The organism is Lutibacter sp. (assembly GCF_013041805.1).
Classification (GTDB): Bacteria; Bacteroidota; Bacteroidia; order Flavobacteriales; family Flavobacteriaceae; genus Lutibacter.
The window spans coordinates 1-18,974 of sequence record NZ_JABDRI010000013.1; the positions used below are offsets into that span (position 1 = coordinate 1).

The following is an 18,974-nucleotide window of genomic DNA, read 5'->3' on the forward strand; positions in this document are numbered from 1 at the left end:
GTATAAAGGACAAACATTAATAACTACTGATGGTACCACTCTGCTAGGCGCAGATGACAAAGCTGGAATTACTGAAATAGTTTCTGCTATGGAATATTTAATTAAGCATCCAGAAATTAAACACGGTAAAATAAGAATAGGTTTTACACCTGATGAAGAAGTTGGAAAAGGAGCTCATATGTTTGATGTTGAAAAGTTTGGAGCGGATTGGGCCTATACTATGGATGGAAGTCAAGTGGGTGAATTAGAGTATGAAAACTTTAATGCTGCAGGGGCAGTTGTAACAATTCATGGAAAAATTGTACACCCAGGTTATGCAAAAGGGAAAATGATTAACTCAATGTTAATCGCAAGTGATTTTATTGCGTCTTTACCAGCAGGAGAAGTTCCTGAAAAAACAGAAGGCTATGAGGGATTCTTTCATCTCCATACTATGAATGGTGAGGTTGAGAAAACTGAACTTCAATATATTATTAGAGATCACGATTTCCAATTATTTGAAAATCGTAAAGCTCAATTTCAAAAACTAGCGGATGATTTAAATAAAAAGTTAGGTAGCGATATTGTGAAGGTTGAAATAAAAGATCAGTATTTTAATATGCGTGAAAAAATTGAACCTGTAATGCATATTGTTGATATTGCTGAAGAAGCAATGAAGCAATTAAACATTAAACCTCTTATTAAAGCAATTAGAGGTGGTACAGATGGTTCCCAACTATCTTATAAAGGGTTGCCTTGTCCAAACATATTTGCAGGCGGTCATAATTTTCATGGTCGATATGAGTATGTGGCAGCAGAATCAATACAACTTGCGACTGATGTTATTGTAAAAATAGCGCAAATTACTGCCGAAAGAGCGAAATAAAGTATTACTCTTATTTTGGATATTAAAAAACTCTCTTCATTTTGAAGAGAGTTTTTTAATTATTTAACATCTTGTTAAATATTGTAATATTATGATTTTATATTTCAAATACAATTTGAGTTTTATACATTTGAAAACTCAAAAAAAAATGAATGGATAACCAATTACTAGTTTCTCTAACAGAAAAACACGGAAGCCCCTTATATGTCTACGATGCTGAAAAAATTAGCTCGCAATACAATCGTATTATAACGGCTTTTTCCGCCGTTAAAAATCTCAAATTGAACTATGCTGTAAAAGCAAATTCTAACATTAGTATTTTAAAGTTATTTAAAAAATTAAATTCAGGTATTGACACGGTTTCTATTCAAGAGCTGCAATTAGGACTAGAAGCTGGGTTTTCACCAGAGGATATTATATTTACTCCAAACGGAGTTTCTTTACAAGAAATTGAACAAGCAGCTAAACTAGGAGTTCAAATAAATATTGATAACATTTCAATTTTAGAGCAATTTGGAAGTTTGTACCCTACCACTCCAGTATGTGTTCGCATAAACCCACACATAATGGCTGGTGGGAACAGAAAAATTTCAGTTGGTCATATAGATTCTAAATTTGGGATTTCAGTACATCAAGTCCCTCATATTAAGCGTGTTGTTGAAAATACAGGAATGCTAATTAATGGTATTCATATGCATACAGGTTCTGATATTTTAGATATTGATGTATTTTTAGCAGCCACAGAAATTTTATTTAATACCGCAAATGAGTTTGAAAATTTAGATTTTATTGATTTTGGAAGCGGATTTAAAGTTCCTTATAAAGAAGGCGATATTTCTACGAATATTGAAGAGCTAGGAGAAAAATTAACAAAACGATTCAATTTATTCTGCAAAGAGTATGGCAAAGAGTTAACCTTAATGTTTGAACCTGGTAAGTTTTTAGTGAGTGAAGCAGGTAAATTTCTAGCTCATGTGAATGTTGTTAAACAAACAACTTCTACAGTTTTTGCAAGTATTGATTCGGGTTTTAATCATTTAGGAAGACCAATGATGTACGATTCTTATCATCACATTCAAAATATTTCAAATCCAAACGGTAGAGAGCGCTATTATTCTGTAGTTGGATATATTTGTGAAACAGATACGTTTGGATCGAACCGTAGAATAAGTGAAATTAAAGAAGGAGATGTTTTGAGTTTTAATAACGCCGGTGCATATTGCTTTTCTATGGCATCCAACTACAATTCTCGATATAGACCTGCAGAAGTATTAATTTATAACGGAAAGGACTATTTAATACGTAAACAAGAAATATTTGATGATTTACTAAAAAATCAGGTACTTATAGATTTAGACTAAAATAAAACTCCAAATATTATTTGGAGTTTTTAATATTCATAATAGAATAATCATATTACTACGATTATTAGCGATATTTTTACTCTTTTTGTAATAATCATTAAAAATTAAATAAAAGCTTTGTGCTTATAAAAAAATAATTAATTTTGCTTTGTGCAAATAACAAAACCATATAATTTCTTTAAAATCGTAATTACTTTACGAAAAGCTGTTATTGCTACAACTACTACATGTACAATTACCCTTTAGGGTTTATTTCTATTCATATTACCCGTATTTATATTCGTTTTCAATAGAAATTGAAACAAGGAATGTTAAAAAAATAAAGAAAAAATTACTAGATAAACTCAACATATGAAAGTATTAAAATTTGGAGGCTCTTCAGTTGCTTCATCAGAAAATATAAATAAAGTTATTCAAATAGTTAAAGAAGCCTCTAAATCAACTAAAGTTGCTGTAGTTGTTTCAGCACTTGGAGGTATTACAGATGTATTATTAGAAGCTGGAAATTTAGCGTGCAATAGTAATATTTCCTATAAAAATAAACTACAATTAATTGAAGAACGCCATTTGCAAGTTGTTCGAGAATTAATACCTGTGAATAATCAAAGTAGTGTTTTAGGTTTTGTAAAAAATCTATTGAATAAATTGGAAAGTACTTTAGAGGGTGTTTTTTTAATCAATGAGTTATCTAATAAAACATCTGATAAAATTGTAAGTTTTGGGGAACTGTTGTCATCTTATATTATTGCTGAAGCCTTGAAGAGCAATCAGTTGGACGCAGTTTTAAAAAATTCACAAGAACTAATAATAACAAATGAAAATTTCTCAAATGCAAGTGTTCATTTTGAAAAAACAAACGTTTTAATTGAATCGTTTTTTAAAGTGAATGAGCATTCAATTGTAGTTTTACCTGGTTTTGTAGCACTAACGGAAAAAGGTGAAGTCTCTACTTTAGGAAGAGGAGGTTCAGACTATACCGCTGCTCTTATTACCGCAGCAACAAAGGCGTCAATTTTAGAAATTTGGACAGATGTAAGTGGAATGTATACTGCAAATCCAAAAATTGTAAAACAAGCTTTTCCAATTAAGGATATTTCATACCAAGAAGCAATGGAGCTATCACATTTTGGAGCAAAAGTTCTCTATCCTCCTACTATTCAGCCAGTTTTGGAAAAAGAAATTCCTATTGTTATTAAAAATACGTTTGATGCTAATGCTGAAGGAACCTTTATAGCAAAAGTTTCTTCAAATAAAAATCCAATTAAAGGCATTAGTCATATTGAAAATATGGCCTTAATCACTTTAGAAGGTAGCGGAATGATTGGTATTCCTGGGTTCTCGAAACGTTTATTTGATTCACTATCTCAGGAAAAAATTAATGTATCGTTAATTACTCAGGCTTCATCAGAACATTCAATTTGTATCGCAATTGAAAATTCGGATACTGAAAAAGCGAAATTAGCAATTGATACTGAATTTAGTTATGAAATTGAACAACGTAAAGTTGATCCTTTAATAATAGAAAAAAACAACGCGATAATTGCATTGGTTGGTGACAATATGAAAAGTCATCAAGGTATTAGTGGTAAAATGTTTAGTACATTAGGTAAAAATAATGTAAATATAAGAGCAATTGCCCAAGGTGCTTCTGAAAAAAATATTTCAGCCGTAATTGCTCACAAAGACATTAAAAAAGCCCTAAACACCTTACATTCTGTCTTTTTTGAAGATCAAACTAAACAATTAAATTTATTTGTTGTTGGTGTAGGTAATGTTGGAGCTAAATTATTATTACAAATTAAGAATCAACAAGAATATTTACTCGAAAACTTAAAAATTCAATTGAGAGTGGTTGCTTTAACAAACTCAAAAAAAATGTTGTTTAATGAGGATGGAATTGATTTGGAAAATTGGAAATTATCTTTAGATAATGGAGAAAATTTAGATATGGATTTATTTCATACGAAGGTTACTGAACTAAATTTTAGGAATAGTATTTTTGTTGATAACACAGCTAATGATCAAATTGCTGGTTTATACGCTAGTTATTTAAAGGAAAGTGTTTCAGTTGTAACTTGTAATAAAATTGCATGCTCATCTAATTATTCAAATTATCTATATCTAAAAGAATTAGCGCGTGAATATGATGCTCCATTTTTATTTGAAACCAATGTGGGAGCGGGATTGCCAATAATTGATACACTTAAAAACTTAATCGCCTCAGGAGATAAAGTAACTAAAATTCAAGCTGTTTTATCAGGTAGTTTAAACTTTATATTTAATAATTTTAATGCAGAAACTTCTTTTTATGAAGTTGTGAAACAAGCAGGTGTCGAAGGATATACAGAACCTGATCCTAGAATTGATTTAAGTGGTGTTGATGTAATGAGAAAAATATTAATTTTAGCGCGTGAAAGTGGAACAGAATTAGAGTTAGATGCTATCTCAAATAATTCATTTTTACCACAATCCTCGTTAAAGTCTTCTTCCGTTTCTGAGTTTTTAGAAACCTTAAAATCGGAAGCAATTCATTTTGACAATCTATATAAAAATGCTTCAGCGAACAATTGTAGATTAAAATTTGTTGCAGAATTTGATAATGGAAAAGCGAAGGTGGGATTACAAGAAATACCTTCAGACCATCCATTTTTTAATTTAGAAGGAAAAGATAATATTGTGCTATTTTATACGAATAGATACAGTGAACAACCTTTAATAATTAAAGGAGCCGGAGCCGGAGCCGATGTTACGGCTTCTGGTTTATTTGCTGATATTATTAGAATAGGAAATAATTAAAAGTATGAACGAATTAAAAATATTTGTACCTGCAACAATTGCGAATGTCTCGTGTGGCTTTGATGTGCTAGGTTTGGCGCTCGATACAGTGGGTGATGAAATGACCATACGAAAAGTGTCAGAAAAAGGAATTAAAATCACTAAAATTTTAGGGCAAGATCTACCTTTAGAAACGCATAAAAATGTCGCTGGAGTAGCTGCACTAGCCTTGCTTACTAAAGCTAATTGCGATTTTGGCTTTGAAATTGAAATTAACAAATGTATAAAACCAGGAAGTGGAATTGGAAGTAGTGCTGCTAGTTCTGCTGGGGCCGTTTGGGCAATGAATGAATTATTGGGAAAACCTTTTACTATAACAGATTTGGTTAAATTTGCTATGGAAGGAGAACGTTTGGCGAGTGGAGTTGCTCATGCAGACAATGTAGCTCCTGCCCTTTTTGGCGGTTTTACATTGGTTAGAAGTTATGAACCTCTAGATATTTTGAGTATTCATACTCCTAAAGAGTTATATGCTACTGTAATTCATCCTCAAATTGAAATTAAAACTTCTGATGCTAGAAATATATTAAAAGCTACGGTTCCTTTAAAAGATGCAATTAAGCAATGGGGAAACTTAGGTGGTTTAATAAGTGGTTTATACACAGAAGACTATGATTTAATCGGTCGGTCACTGGAAGATTATATTATTGAGCCAATTCGATCAATTTTAATACCCGCTTTTGAGAGTGTAAAGCAAGAAGCTAAAAATGCAGGAGCTTTAGGTTGTGGAATTTCAGGATCAGGACCTTCAATATTTGCCTTAAGTAAAGGAAAAAAAACCGCTTTATCCGTGGCTAATGCAATGAAATTAGTTTACAATAAGGTAGGTATAGATTATGATATTCATGTTTCAAAAGTGAATACAAAAGGAATAAAAATTTTAGATAGTAAATAATATTATGGACTTTTATAGTTTAAACAAAATAGCACCAAAAGTATCGTTTAAAGATGCAGTAATTAAAGGATTGGCTCCTGATAAAGGGCTTTATTTTCCAAATAAAATTAAACGATTAGAAAAAGAATTTTTTAAACATCTTAATTATTTTTCAAATGAAGAAATAGCATATGAAGTAATTAAGCAATTTGTTGCTGATGAAATTCCAGAGAGAGAATTAAAAGAAATAATTAAAGAAACACTTAGTTTTGATTTTCCCATTGTAACTATAAATGAAAACATTTCAACACTGGAATTATTTCACGGTCCAACAATGGCTTTTAAAGATGTTGGTGCACGTTTTATGGCGCGTTGCTTAGGTTATTTTAACAAGCAGGAAAATACAACCAAAGTAACTGTTTTAGTTGCTACTTCTGGTGATACAGGCGGCGCAGTTGCGAGCGGGTTTTTAGATGTAAAAGGTGTTGATGTGGTTATTTTATACCCTAGTGGAAAAGTAAGTGAAGTGCAAGAAAAACAGTTAACTACACTTGGTAAAAATATTACAGCGCTAGAAGTTGATGGCACTTTTGATGATTGTCAAGCCATGGTAAAAAAAGCGTTTTTAGATACAGATTTAATTTCTATTAAAAATTTAACATCGGCTAATTCTATTAACGTTGCGCGCTGGTTGCCACAAATGTTTTATTTCTTTTTTGCGTATAAACAATTGAAGAATAAAAATAGAGACGTTGTTTTTTCCATTCCAAGCGGAAATTTCGGAAATATTTGTGCAGGTATGATGGCTCAACAATTAGGTTTACCGGTGAAACAATTTATTGCTTCAACAAATGTAAATGATATTGTTCCAAATTATTTAAAAACAGGAATTTACAACCCAAAACCTTCAAAGCAAACCATTTCAAACGCTATGGACGTTGGTGATCCTAGTAATTTTGTGCGAATTTTAGAAATTTACAAAAATGATATTTCTAAATTAAAAAAACACCTTAGCTCCTATTCTTTTACAGATGATGAAACTAGAGAGGCAATGAAGTATTTAAAAGAAAATTACAATTATATTGCAGATCCTCATGGGGCTGTTGGTTATCTGGGCTTGAAGACGTATTTAACCAAAAATAATGCTCAAGGTATATTTTTAGAAACGGCACATCCTGTTAAGTTTTTAGACGTTGTTGAACCTGTAATTAAAGAAACCATAGAGTTGCCAGCACAAATTAAGGAAGTAATAGATAAAGAAAAAGTTTCTATAAAAATATCAAATTATGAAGAATTAAAAGAGTTTTTGTTAATTTCATAGAAATTTTAAACTTTTATGAAAACGAAACCAAAATTTGAAACTTTAGCAATAAAAAGTACTGAAAATCAGATGTCTAATATAGAATCTGTGAGTACACCAATATACCTTTCTAGTACTTATAAAAGAAATAGTGATGGTACTTATAATAACGATTTAATCTATTCAAGAAACGAAAATCCCAATCGAAAAATTATAGAGTATAGTATTGCTCAACTAGAAAGAGGCAAGCATTCATTCGCGTTTTCTTCTGGTATGGCCGCAGTGAGTGCTATTTTTCAAAGTTTAAAAACAGGAGATCATATTATTTTACCTGATGATATTTATTTTACAATTAAAAAATTATTGAGAGAAGTTTTTGAACAATGGAATTTGACATATGATTTAGTTGATATGTGTGATTTAAAAGCTGTTGAGAGCACTATTAAACCTAATACTTCATTAATTTGGGTTGAATCGCCTTCTAATCCACAATTAAAAATAAGTGATATTAAAGCAATTTCAGAAATTGCTCATAAAAAAAACATAGTATGTGCCGTTGACAATACGTGGGCGACTCCAGTTTTACAAAACCCTTTAGAATTAGGTGCCGATATGGTAATCCATTCAACTACTAAATATTTTGGAGGGCATAGTGACGTTTTAGGTGGTTGTGTTGTTTTAAATGATGATAAATTAGCTGAAAAATTTAAATCTATTCAAGTATTATCAGGAGCAGTTCCTTCTCCTTTTGATTGTTGGCTAATTGCTCGTGGAATACAAACGTTACATTTAAGGGTCTCAAAACAAGCCGAAAACGCCTTGAAATTAGCTCAATATTTAGAGTCTCACCCGAAAATTAAAAAAGTACTATACCCTGGATTAGTAAGTCATCCACAGCATTTATTGGCTAAAAAACAATTTAATAATGGGTTTGGAGCCATGCTTTCCATACTAATTAAAGCAACTGAAAAAGAAACCTTTAACATATCAACTAAATTAAAATACTTTGCTACTGCTACAAGTTTGGGTGGTGTAGAAAGTTTAGTGGAGCATAGAAAGTCAGTTGAAGGCATGGATAGTTTAACTCCCGAAAATCTTATAAGAATCTCTGTTGGTATTGAGAATATTGATGATTTAATACAAGATTGGAAGCTTGTACTACAATAATAAAATTAGTTGCTAAATAGGTAAAATACTACCGATGAATTATTGAATTATTAGTACTTTTGCTAAACAAAATTTTATTAAATGAAAAATACTGCTTTAACTCACATTCACGAATCTTTAGGTGCTAAAATGGTACCATTCGCAGGCTATAATATGCCTGTACAATATGAAGGTATAAATATTGAACATGAAACCGTTAGGACTAGTGTTGGTGTTTTTGATGTTTCACATATGGGTGAATTTTATTTGAAAGGCGAAAATGCGTTGGCATTAATCCAAAAAGTAACATCAAATGATGCTTCAGTACTAACAGATGGTAAAGTGCAATACAGTTGTTTACCAAATGCTGATGGTGGTATTGTTGATGATTTATTGGTGTATAGAATTAGTAGTGAAGAATATTTACTAGTTGTTAATGCTTCAAATATTCAAAAAGATTGGAATTGGATTTCACAACACAACGATTTAGGCGTAGAAATGACTAATAGCTCTGACGAGTTTTCATTACTAGCTGTGCAAGGTCCTCTTGCTGCGAAGGCACTTCAATCTTTAACAAAGATTAACCTAACAGAAATGAAGTATTACACTTTTGAAATAGGAACTTTTGCTGGAATGGAAAATGTAATAGTTTCCGCAACTGGTTATACAGGCTCTGGGGGATTTGAATTATACATTAAAAATAAAGATGCTGAACAAGTTTGGAATGCTGTTTTTAAAGCTGGTGAAGAATTTAACATAAAGCCTATAGGATTAGCAGCACGTGATACTTTGCGCTTAGAAATGGGATTCTGTTTATATGGAAATGATATAAATGACATGACATCACCAATTGAAGCAGGTTTAGGCTGGATTACAAAATTTACAAAAGATTTTGTAAATGCTGAAGAAATTAAAAAGCAAAAAGAAGAAGGAGTTACTAAAAAGTTAGTTGCTTTTGAATTAACTGATAAAGGAATTCCTCGCCACGGTTATGAAATTGTAAATGAAAACGGAGAAATTATAGGAGAAGTTACTTCTGGTACTATGAGCCCTTCACTGAAAAAAGGGATTGGCTTAGGCTATGTTAAAACTTCATACGCTAAACGACGTACTGAAATTTTTATCCAAGTTCGTAAAAAAGCATTAGCTGCTGTTATTGTGCGATTGCCTTTTTATAAAGCTTAACTATTTTCAGGTATTTTTCCAACTACACCCTTAAAATAATCATGAAAGAAGTTAAAATCTTTTTCCATATCATTAGTTAAATAATATGGTTCTGAAATTTTAACTTCTTTCTTTTTAAAGTTTAATGTAGCCATTACTATAGGAACATTAGCTCCTTTTGCGATATAATAAAAGCCTGTTTTCCATTTGTCAACTTTTTTTCTAGTTCCTTCAGGTGATAGTGCTAAAATAAAATTTTCATTATTGTTAAAAACTTCTACTATCCCATCAACTCTATTGTTACTTTTAGTTCTATCTACTGGAGAACCACCTAACCATCTAAAAATAAAACCAAACGGAGGTTTAAATAAAGAAGCTTTTCCAATATAATTAATAGGAGCTCCTTCTGCAAATTTAACTGATACAGCTAATGGAAAGTCTATCCAATGAGTATGAGGAGCAGCTATTATCACATATTTTTTTAATTGTTTAGGAAATGACCCTACCGTTTTCCATCGTAAAATGGTATAAATTGTAAATCGAAAAAAATATTTCATTAGCTTGTTAATAACTCAGCTTTAATTTTAATTCTCTGGCTATGGCAACAAATATAAAAATCTTAATTTTAAATTTGAATTTAAAAGCAATTACAATGATAAAATATTTTATGGTTTTAGTAGTACTTCTTCAGAGTTCTTTGATTTTTGCTCAAGAAGTTGAAATTAAAACAGGACCAATTATTGAAAAGTATGGAAAGGTATATCAGGTTAATAGTGTTGATTTACAGTTAAATAACGAGACAGAGTACAAAGTAATTTTTGATATTTACACTGACAATTCAAAAAATAATAGTATAAATCCACTTTTAAATGCAGTTGCACGCTATTTAAATATGCACGCTCAACAAGGAGTGCTTTTAGAAAACATGAAAGTAGCTGTTATACTTCATGGTGCAGCCACAAAATATACCATAAATGAGTTGGCATTTCAAGAACAATTTGGAGTTTCAAATCCAAACAGTAAATTATTGCAAGAACTTAAAAATGCAAATGTAGAATTATATGTTTGCGGACAATCTTACATTGCAAGCGGATTTAAAATTGAAGATAAATCATCAAATATTAAATTAGCTCTATCAGCATTAACTGCATTGATTAAATATCAATCAGAAGGTTATAATATTATAAATTTCAACTAAATTATGGAGTACTATATTATAGGTATTATACTATTTATTATTTCTTTAATAATAGGTCTTTTTATAGGTAAATTACTAATAAAAAGTAAGTATGAAAAAACAACTTCGGAACTAGAAACTCGATATAAACTATTACTTGAGGAAAAAGAAATTAATAATAACATTATAAATAAGTTAAGTGAAGAAAAAAATAGTTTAAATAATGAAAAACATGAATTAGATTTAAGATATACGCAAAAGGTTTCTGAGCTTAAAAATTTAGAAGAAAAGTTACAAGAGAATAAAGCTGAAGTTACAAAATTACAAGAAAAATTTTCAAAAGATTTTGAAATTTTAGCAAACAAAATCTTAGAAGAAAAATCAGCAACATTCACCAAACAAAATAAGGAGAATTTAACTAGTATATTAAATCCACTTCAGGAAAAAATTCAAACTTTTGAGAAGAAAGTTGAAGATACTCAAAAGGAAAGTATAGGAATGCACTCTGCTTTAAAAGAACAATTATCAAATCTTAAGGATTTAAATTTACAAATGAGTAAAGAAACCATCAACTTAACGAAAGCGTTAAAAGGAGATAGTAAAATTCAGGGGAATTGGGGTGAGTTGGTTTTAGAACGTGTTTTAGAAAAATCTGGACTTGAAAAAGACAGGGAATATTTTGTACAGCAAAGTTTTACAAATGATGAAGGAAAAAGAGTTTTACCCGATGTTGTAATTCATTTACCAGATTCCAAAAAGATGGTTATTGATTCAAAAGTTTCTTTAACGGCCTATGAGCAATTTGTAAATGCTGTTGATGAAGATGAGAAAGAACAGTATATAAAGGAACACGTACATTCATTGAAACGACATATTGAACAACTAAGTGAAAAAAAATATCAAGATATCTACGAAATAGAATCTCCAGATTTTGTTTTATTATTTATTCCTATCGAACCTGCTTTTGCAGCAGCATTAAATTTTGACAATCAGCTTTATAATAAAGCTTTTGAAAAAAACATTGTAATTGTTACACCTACTACCCTTTTGGCAACACTTCGTACTATTGACTCTATGTGGAATAGCGAGAAACAGCAACGTAATGCTTTAGAGATTGCCATCCAAGCAGGAAGGTTATATGATCAATTTGTGAATTTAACAAACGATTTAATTAAGGTTGGAAATCAGTTAAAAACAGTACAAGGAACTTATGATAGTTCTATGGTTAAATTAACTGGAAAAGGAAATTTGATTAAAAAAGTAGAAAGTATAAAGAAACTTGGTGTTAAATCTAGTAAAAATTTTAACGATAAGCTTTTAGAAAGAGCTCAAGAAGAGAATGAATAAAAAATCCCACTGAAAAGTGGGATTTTTTTATTTATAATTTACTTTTTTAAAACTTTGCTGAGAACTTCTTCTTTGCTAATTTTTTTAGTACAGAAATACCAATCTTTACAATCCATATCTTCTTTACCAGTCATTCTATCTTCTGCAGTTCCACAAGAACCTGCAGGGCCAATTATAACATCGTCTCCAGGATACCAATCAGCTGGTGTTGCAACACCAAACTCATCCGCTGCTTGCAATGCAACCACAACTCTATACAATTCATCGAAATTTCTACCTAAACTTAATGGATAATAAATAATTGCTCTAATGATTCCTTCAGGGTCAATAAAAAATACAGCTCTTACAGCTTTTGTAGTATCTTCATTTGGTTGAACCATACCATATTTATTAGCTACTTCCATTGTAATATCTTCAATTAAAGGAAATTTAACTTCAACATCTTTCATTCCTTTATATTCAATTTTTTCTTTAATAGAGCGTAACCAAGCAATATGACTGTATAAACCGTCTATTGATAATCCTACTAGTTTACAATTTGCATTTGCAAATTTGTCTTCCATAGTGGCAAACGTCATAAATTCAGAAGTACAAACTGGTGTAAAATCTGCTGGGTGACTAAATAGTATTACCCAATCTCCTTTATAATCTGCAGGAAAATTGATATCTCCTTGGGTTGTAACAGCTTTAAATTCAGGAGCTTTATCCCCTATTCTTGGCATTGATGTAAATTCTTGTTGTGATTCCATAATATAGTATTTTATTTGTTTTTAAAATTTCTTATACAAATGTATGTTAACAATTTAAGTAAACTTAATAACTATAATTGATATTTAAAATATCTACATAGATTAATTTGATATTGATTAAAGATGTATAAATGTACAAATTTTTGTCCTCTTGTATTGCAACAATTAACACAATAGTAGAATGAAAAAATCCCGCTAAAAGCGGGATTTTTAGTTTTTTTTAAATTTTAAAATTATGAGGTGAAAAGCGGCCTATGTGACATTAACTCATTTGCTTTTTTAGCAACACTATTTAAAGTTGATTCATCTTCATAATTATTAATTACTTCATCAATTAAATCAACGATAGTAATCATGTCATTTTCTTTAAGTCCCCTTGTAGTTATAGCAGCAGTTCCTATTCGAATTCCAGAAGTTACAAAAGGTGATTTATCATCAAAAGGAACCATGTTTTTATTTACCGTAATATCTGCTTTTACCAATGCATTTTCTGCATCTTTTCCACTAATATTTTTATTTCGTAAATCAATGAGCATACTATGGTTGTCTGTTCCTCCAGAAATAATTTTATATCCTTTATTCACCAAGGCTTCAGCCATTGCTGCTGCATTTTTTTTAACTTGGATTTGATAATGTAAAAAATCATCAGTTAAAGCTTCTCCAAATGCGATAGCTTTTGCAGCAATTACGTGCTCTAACGGTCCTCCTTGATTACCTGGAAACACTGCAGAATTGATTAAACTTGACATTTTTTTTAGGTTTCCATTTTTTAGTTTTAAACCAAATGGATTGTCAAAATCTTTTCCTATCATAATAATTCCACCACGAGGTCCTCTTAAAGTTTTATGTGTGGTAGTTGTAACAAAATGACAATGTGGAATAGGGTCATTTAAAATCCCTTTTGCAATTAATCCAGCCGGATGAGAAATATCGGCTAATAATAGTGCTCCTACTGAATCTGCTATTACTCTAAAACGTTTAAAATCTATATCTCTTGAATAGGCTGAAGCACCTGCAATTATTAGTTTAGGCATTTCTTTCTTAGCAGTTTCCTGAATTTTATCATAATTCAAAACTCCAGTTTCCTCATCTACTCCATAAAATGATGTTTTATATAATTTTCCTGAAAAGTTAACAGGTGAGCCGTGAGTTAAATGTCCACCGTGAGATAAATCAAATCCTAATATTTTATCTCCAGGATTTAAAACAGCCTGATAAACAGCCGCATTTGCTTGTGAGCCTGAGTGCGGCTGCACATTTACATATTCTGCTCCAAAAAGTTCTTTCGCTCTATCTATTGCAATTTGTTCAATAATATCAACCACTTCACAACCACCGTAATACCGTTTGTTAGGATATCCTTCAGCATATTTATTAGTTAATACAGAGCCTGTGGCTTCCATAACCTGATAGCTTACATAATTCTCTGAAGCAATTAATTCTATACCGTTGGTTTGCCTTTCTTTTTCATCCTGAATTAAATCAAAAATAAGTTGGTCGTGTTGCATTATTTTTTGTTTTTATAAAATTAGATGCAAAAATACTAATTTCATTTTTCTTTTGACAATTATCTTATATATTTGAAGTGAATATTAAATAACAGATACAAAAAAATTATACCTATGTTAATAAAAGCGAATGATCCGAAAAGAAAATCATGGTTAAAGGTTGAAAAGGGATGTGATTTTCCAATTCAAAATATTCCTTTTGGGGTATTTATTACCAAAGATGATATTATTACTATTGGAACAAGGATTGGGGAGTATGCTATTGATTTAGGTGCTTTTCATCAATTAGGCTATTTTGATGATGTGCCGCTTACAGATGATATGTTTATGCAAGATTCGCTGAATGATTTTATTTCTGATGGAAGAAAAACTTGGCGTTTGGTTAGAAATAAGATTGCTGAAGTTTTTGATGCTGAAAACCCACGTTTAAGAGATAATGAAAAACATAAAGAAATAATAATTTTCAATTTGGAGGAAGTTGAAATGTTATTACCAATTAGCGTTGGGGATTATACCGATTTTTATTCGAGCAAAGAACACGCTACTAATGTTGGTGTGATGTTTAGAGGAAAGGATAATGCGCTAATGCCTAATTGGTTGCATATGCCAATTGGTTATCACGGTCGTTCTTCTTCTGTTGTAGTTTCTGGGACTCCTATTCGAAGACCTTATGGTCAATCCATTCCAAAAGGTGAGGAAACACCTGTTTTTGGTCCGACGAAGAGTTTAGATATGGAAGTTGAAACCGCTTTTATAACTACAGATGCGAATAACTTAGGAGAACCAATATCAATTGATGAGGCAAGAGAATATATTTTTGGAATGGTATTATTAAATGACTGGAGCGCTCGCGATATTCAAAAATGGGAATATGCTCCTTTAGGCCCGTTTCTTGGAAAGAATTTTGCTTCAACAATTTCCCCGTGGATAGTGACTATGGATGCTCTTGAACCATTTAGATGTGAAAGTCCAAAACAAGACCTTACTCCTCTTTCTTATTTAAATCAAAAAACTACTAATAACAGTTTCGACATTAAATTAAGAGCCACTTTAGAAACTGAAAATGGAGATATAAATGAATTATGTAAAACTAATTTCAAGTATTTATATTGGTCAATGGAGCAACAATTGGCGCATCATTCAATAAATGGTTGTAATGTTCGCTCAGGAGATATGATGGGTAGCGGAACAATTTCTGGACCAACAAAAAATAGTTATGGCTCAATGTTAGAACTATCTTGGGCTGGTAAAGAACCAATTACTTTAAAAGACGGTACAACTCGCGTATTCTTTAATGATGGTGATAAGGTTATATTAAAAGGATATTGCAAAAATGATGAAGTGAGTATTGGATTTGGAAAATGTATCGGTAAAATTTTACCGGCAGTTAAGCCAAAATAGAGTAAATAAAATACAATGTAATAAATCCTGAAATTAATTTTTTAGGATTTTTTTGTTATACACGAATACTCTATTTAAAACAAAATTAACCTACTGCAATCAGTTTTTTAATAGCACTTGCACTAATTTGATAATGCGAATCGTTGTAAATAACGTGTTCGTTTTTTAACACTAAAACTTGAGGAGATTGGTGATACACATTAAATTTTGATGCAATTTCACTTGAAATTTCTCTGTGATTTAATAAATCTAAAAAATATAAATCAATCATATTACTTTTTATATCAAACTCTTTTTCAAAACTTTTTAGCGCCATTCTACTAACGCCACATCGCGTACTATGCTTAAATATTAAAATAGGCTTCAATTTTGACTGAGAAATTAGAGTGGTTAATTGACTCATTTCTGTAAGCGGTATCCAATTGATCCTTTCTTCCTTTGTTTCTTGATTGTTTTGATTAAAAAAACTATTGAATATCCCCATTATTATTTTTTAGTGTATTGGTTTGCAAATATAATTATAAGTTTTTTAAAAGACAAAATGTCCTTAAATGCCTAAAAAACAAGACATAATGACCTTTTTATAAACCTTTTGATAATTGGAATACTCTTTGAGCACTGAATTGTGAACACATAAAAACAAAACGTTATGAATTTTAATAATTTTACTATAAAATCGCAAGAAGCGATACAACAAGCGCAGCAAATTGCGCAAAGTTATGAACACCAACAAATAGAAAATTCTCATATTTTAAAAGGTATTTTTGGAGTTGATGAAAATGTAATACCTTTTATATTCAAAAAATTAGGATTAAATGTTGAACTTTTAGAAAGTTTAATTGATAAAACAATACAAAGTTATTCTAAAGTTACTGGAGGTAATGGAATTACGCTTTCAAACAATGCTTCAAAAATGTTGAATAAAGCTACCACAGAAGCAAAAAAAATGAATGATGAGTATGTTTCTATTGAACATTTACTTATTGCTATTTTAGGATCAAAAGATACAACCGCACAAATTTTAAAAGATCAAGGTATTACTGAAAAAGAGTTAAAATTAGCTATTGAAGAATTGCGAAAAGGAAGTAAAGTTACCTCGCAAAGTGCTGAAGAAACATATAACTCACTTAATAAATATGCGCGAAATTTAAATCAACTAGCAAAAGATGGAAAATTAGATCCCGTAATTGGTAGAGATGAAGAAATTAGACGAATTCTTCAAATTTTATCACGTAGAACAAAAAACAACCCAATGTTGGTTGGAGAACCAGGAACTGGTAAAACGGCGATTGCCGAAGGCTTAGCACATAGAATTATTAAAGGAGATATTCCAGAAAATTTAAAAGATAAACAAATCTACTCTTTAGATATGGGAGCACTTATTGCGGGTGCCAAATATAAAGGGGAATTTGAAGAACGCTTAAAATCTGTAATTAAGGAAGTGACTACTTCCAATGGAGAGATAGTTTTATTTATTGATGAAATACACACCTTAGTTGGAGCTGGTGGCGGACAAGGAGCTATGGATGCTGCAAACATTTTAAAACCAGCTTTGGCTAGAGGAGAACTAAGGGCTATTGGGGCAACAACATTAGATGAGTATCAAAAATATTTTGAAAAAGATAAAGCATTAGAACGAAGATTTCAAAAAGTGATAGTTGATGAGCCTGATACAGAAAGTGCTATTTCAATTTTAAGAGGAATAAAAGAAAAATATGAAAATCATCATAAGGTTCAAATTAAAGATGATGCAATTATTGCAGCTGTAGAGCTCTCACAACGATATATTTCTAATCGTTTTTTACCAGATAAAGCCATTGACTTGATGGATGAGGCTGCAGCTAAATTACGGATGGAAATAAATTCAAAACCTGAAGAATTAGATGTTTTGGATAGAAAAATAATGCAATTAGAAATTGAAATTGAAGCCATTAAACGAGAAAAAGATGAAAAAAAATTAGCTTCATTAAAAAAAGAAATTGCCAATATAAAAGAGGAACGCAATGAGATTAATGCAAAATGGGTAAGCGAAAAAGAATTGGTTGATAATGTGCAAGCGAGTAAAATAGCTATTGAAAATTTTAAAGTAGAGGCTGAACAAGCTGAACGTGAAGGTGATTATGGAAGAGTTGCAGAAATTCGGTATGGAAAAATTAAGGAAGAACAAGAAAAATTAGATATTTTACAAAAAGAATTAGCTGAAAATCAGGATGCTGCATTAATAAAAGAAGAAGTAACTAGAGATGATATTGCTGAAGTAGTTGCTAAATGGACAGGTATTCCGGTAACTAAAATGTTGCAAAGTGAGCGGGAAAAATTACTTTTTTTAGAAGCTGAATTACATCGAAGAGTTATAGGACAAGATGAGGCCATAGAAGCAGTTTCAGATGCTGTTAGACGTTCAAGAGCTGGTTTACAAGATTCAAAAAAACCAATGGGATCATTTTTGTTTTTAGGTACTACAGGTGTTGGAAAAACAGAACTAGCGAAAGCCTTAGCTGAATATTTATTTGATGATGAAAATTCAATGACACGTATTGATATGAGCGAATATCAAGAACGTCATTCAGTAAGTAGATTAATTGGTGCCCCTCCTGGGTATGTTGGCTATGATGAAGGTGGGCAGTTGACTGAAGCCGTGAGAAGAAAACCTTATTCAGTAATTTTATTAGATGAAATTGAAAAAGCTCATCCTGATACATTTAATATATTATTACAAGTTTTAGACGAAGGAAGATTAACTGATAATAAAGGTAGAGTCGCCGATTTTAGAAATACCATTATCATTATGACTTCTAATATGGGGTCGCATATTATTCAGGAAAGATTTGAAAAAATGGATATGGCAAAGCGTGCTTCTATTACGGAATCAACAAAAATTGAAGTGATTAGTTTACTAAGACAAACCATTCGGCCTGAATTTTTAAATAGAATCGATGAAATAATTATGTTTACACCTTTAAACAGATCGGAAATTCAGTTAATTGTTAGATTACAATTAAATAAGTTAATTAAAATGCTTAAAAAGCAAGATATTCAAATTGAATATACTGAGGATATGGTTGAAGCACTTGCAAACAAAGGATTCGATCCTCAATTTGGTGCAAGACCAGTGAAAAGAGTTATTCAAAAAGAAGTATTGAATGAGTTATCTAAAGAGATGTTAGCAGGTAAAATAACCTCTGAAAGTCATATTCTGTTAGATGCTTTTGATGATAAAATTGTGTTTAGAAATAATTAACAA

Annotated in this window: 15 protein-coding genes; 11 read left to right on the forward strand and 4 right to left on the reverse strand. The window is 30.9% G+C overall.

Annotated elements, in window-relative coordinates; translation table 11 throughout:
* The 7 genes from pepT to gcvT form a co-directional block, all read left to right on the forward strand.
* The coding region (gene pepT / locus HKP59_RS01140; protein ID WP_291802722.1) for a peptidase T at nucleotides 1-865 on the forward strand (865 nt) is incomplete at its 5' end.
* A 152-nt stretch (nucleotides 866-1,017) separates the two neighbouring features.
* Nucleotides 1,018-2,226 (forward strand): diaminopimelate decarboxylase, encoded by a 1,209-nt coding sequence (gene lysA / locus HKP59_RS01145; RefSeq protein ID WP_291802723.1) that lies wholly within the window; start codon nucleotides 1,018-1,020, stop codon nucleotides 2,224-2,226.
* 354 nt (nucleotides 2,227-2,580) lie between these two features.
* Complete coding sequence (gene thrA / locus HKP59_RS01150; RefSeq protein WP_291802725.1) at nucleotides 2,581-5,025, forward strand: bifunctional aspartate kinase/homoserine dehydrogenase I; 2,445 nt, start codon at nucleotides 2,581-2,583, stop codon at nucleotides 5,023-5,025.
* A gap of 4 nt (nucleotides 5,026-5,029) precedes the next feature.
* Nucleotides 5,030-5,959, forward strand: a complete 930-nt coding sequence (locus HKP59_RS01155) for a homoserine kinase (protein WP_291802727.1) — start codon at nucleotides 5,030-5,032, stop codon at nucleotides 5,957-5,959.
* 4 nt (nucleotides 5,960-5,963) lie between these two features.
* Entirely contained in the window at nucleotides 5,964-7,259 is a 1,296-nt protein-coding gene (thrC, locus tag HKP59_RS01160; RefSeq protein WP_291802729.1) for a threonine synthase, read from the forward strand.
* Nucleotides 7,260-7,274: 15 nt separating this feature from the next.
* Nucleotides 7,275-8,405 (forward strand): aminotransferase class V-fold PLP-dependent enzyme, encoded by a 1,131-nt coding sequence (locus HKP59_RS01165; protein WP_291802730.1) that lies wholly within the window; start codon nucleotides 7,275-7,277, stop codon nucleotides 8,403-8,405.
* 81 nt (nucleotides 8,406-8,486) lie between these two features.
* The gene (gcvT, locus tag HKP59_RS01170) at nucleotides 8,487-9,569 is read left to right on the forward strand and encodes a glycine cleavage system aminomethyltransferase GcvT (RefSeq protein ID WP_291802731.1); all 1,083 of its coding nucleotides are present in this window, start codon (nucleotides 8,487-8,489) and stop codon (nucleotides 9,567-9,569) included.
* On the opposite strand, the gene HKP59_RS01175 is transcribed toward gcvT, so the two are convergent.
* Nucleotides 9,566-10,105, reverse strand: a complete 540-nt coding sequence (locus HKP59_RS01175) for a 1-acyl-sn-glycerol-3-phosphate acyltransferase (protein ID WP_291802732.1) — start codon at nucleotides 10,103-10,105, stop codon at nucleotides 9,566-9,568. The genes gcvT and HKP59_RS01175 overlap by 4 nt on opposite strands.
* A gap of 41 nt (nucleotides 10,106-10,146) precedes the next feature.
* Here HKP59_RS01175 and HKP59_RS01180 point away from each other — a divergent pair, with 41 nt between their 5' ends.
* Nucleotides 10,147-10,746 (forward strand): DsrE family protein, encoded by a 600-nt coding sequence (locus tag HKP59_RS01180; RefSeq protein ID WP_291802733.1) that lies wholly within the window; start codon nucleotides 10,147-10,149, stop codon nucleotides 10,744-10,746.
* A gap of 3 nt (nucleotides 10,747-10,749) precedes the next feature.
* Nucleotides 10,750-12,072: a DNA recombination protein RmuC gene (gene rmuC, locus HKP59_RS01185; protein WP_291802735.1), complete on the forward strand. Its 1,323-nt coding sequence runs from the start codon at nucleotides 10,750-10,752 to the stop codon at nucleotides 12,070-12,072.
* A gap of 38 nt (nucleotides 12,073-12,110) precedes the next feature.
* Here the strand turns inward: rmuC and HKP59_RS01190 are convergent, their stop codons facing one another.
* On the reverse strand, nucleotides 12,111-12,821 hold the full coding sequence (locus HKP59_RS01190) for a peroxiredoxin (RefSeq protein ID WP_291802736.1): 711 nt from the start codon (nucleotides 12,819-12,821) through the stop codon (nucleotides 12,111-12,113).
* 233 nt (nucleotides 12,822-13,054) lie between these two features.
* Nucleotides 13,055-14,329 carry a serine hydroxymethyltransferase gene (gene glyA, locus HKP59_RS01195; RefSeq protein ID WP_291802738.1) on the reverse strand — a complete coding sequence of 425 codons (1,275 nt, stop codon included), beginning with the start codon at nucleotides 14,327-14,329 and terminating at the stop codon, nucleotides 13,055-13,057.
* Nucleotides 14,330-14,443: 114 nt separating this feature from the next.
* Between glyA and fahA the strand changes: the two genes are divergently transcribed.
* On the forward strand, nucleotides 14,444-15,730 hold the full coding sequence (gene fahA / locus HKP59_RS01200) for a fumarylacetoacetase (protein WP_291802740.1): 1,287 nt from the start codon (nucleotides 14,444-14,446) through the stop codon (nucleotides 15,728-15,730).
* A gap of 85 nt (nucleotides 15,731-15,815) precedes the next feature.
* Here fahA and ytxJ read toward each other — a convergent pair whose 3' ends face one another.
* Nucleotides 15,816-16,214 carry a bacillithiol system redox-active protein YtxJ gene (gene ytxJ, locus HKP59_RS01205; protein WP_291802741.1) on the reverse strand — a complete coding sequence of 133 codons (399 nt, stop codon included), beginning with the start codon at nucleotides 16,212-16,214 and terminating at the stop codon, nucleotides 15,816-15,818.
* Nucleotides 16,215-16,379: 165 nt separating this feature from the next.
* Between ytxJ and clpB the strand changes: the two genes are divergently transcribed.
* Nucleotides 16,380-18,971 (forward strand): ATP-dependent chaperone ClpB, encoded by a 2,592-nt coding sequence (clpB, locus tag HKP59_RS01210; protein WP_291802743.1) that lies wholly within the window; start codon nucleotides 16,380-16,382, stop codon nucleotides 18,969-18,971.
* The last annotated feature ends 3 nt before the right edge of the window (nucleotides 18,972-18,974 follow it).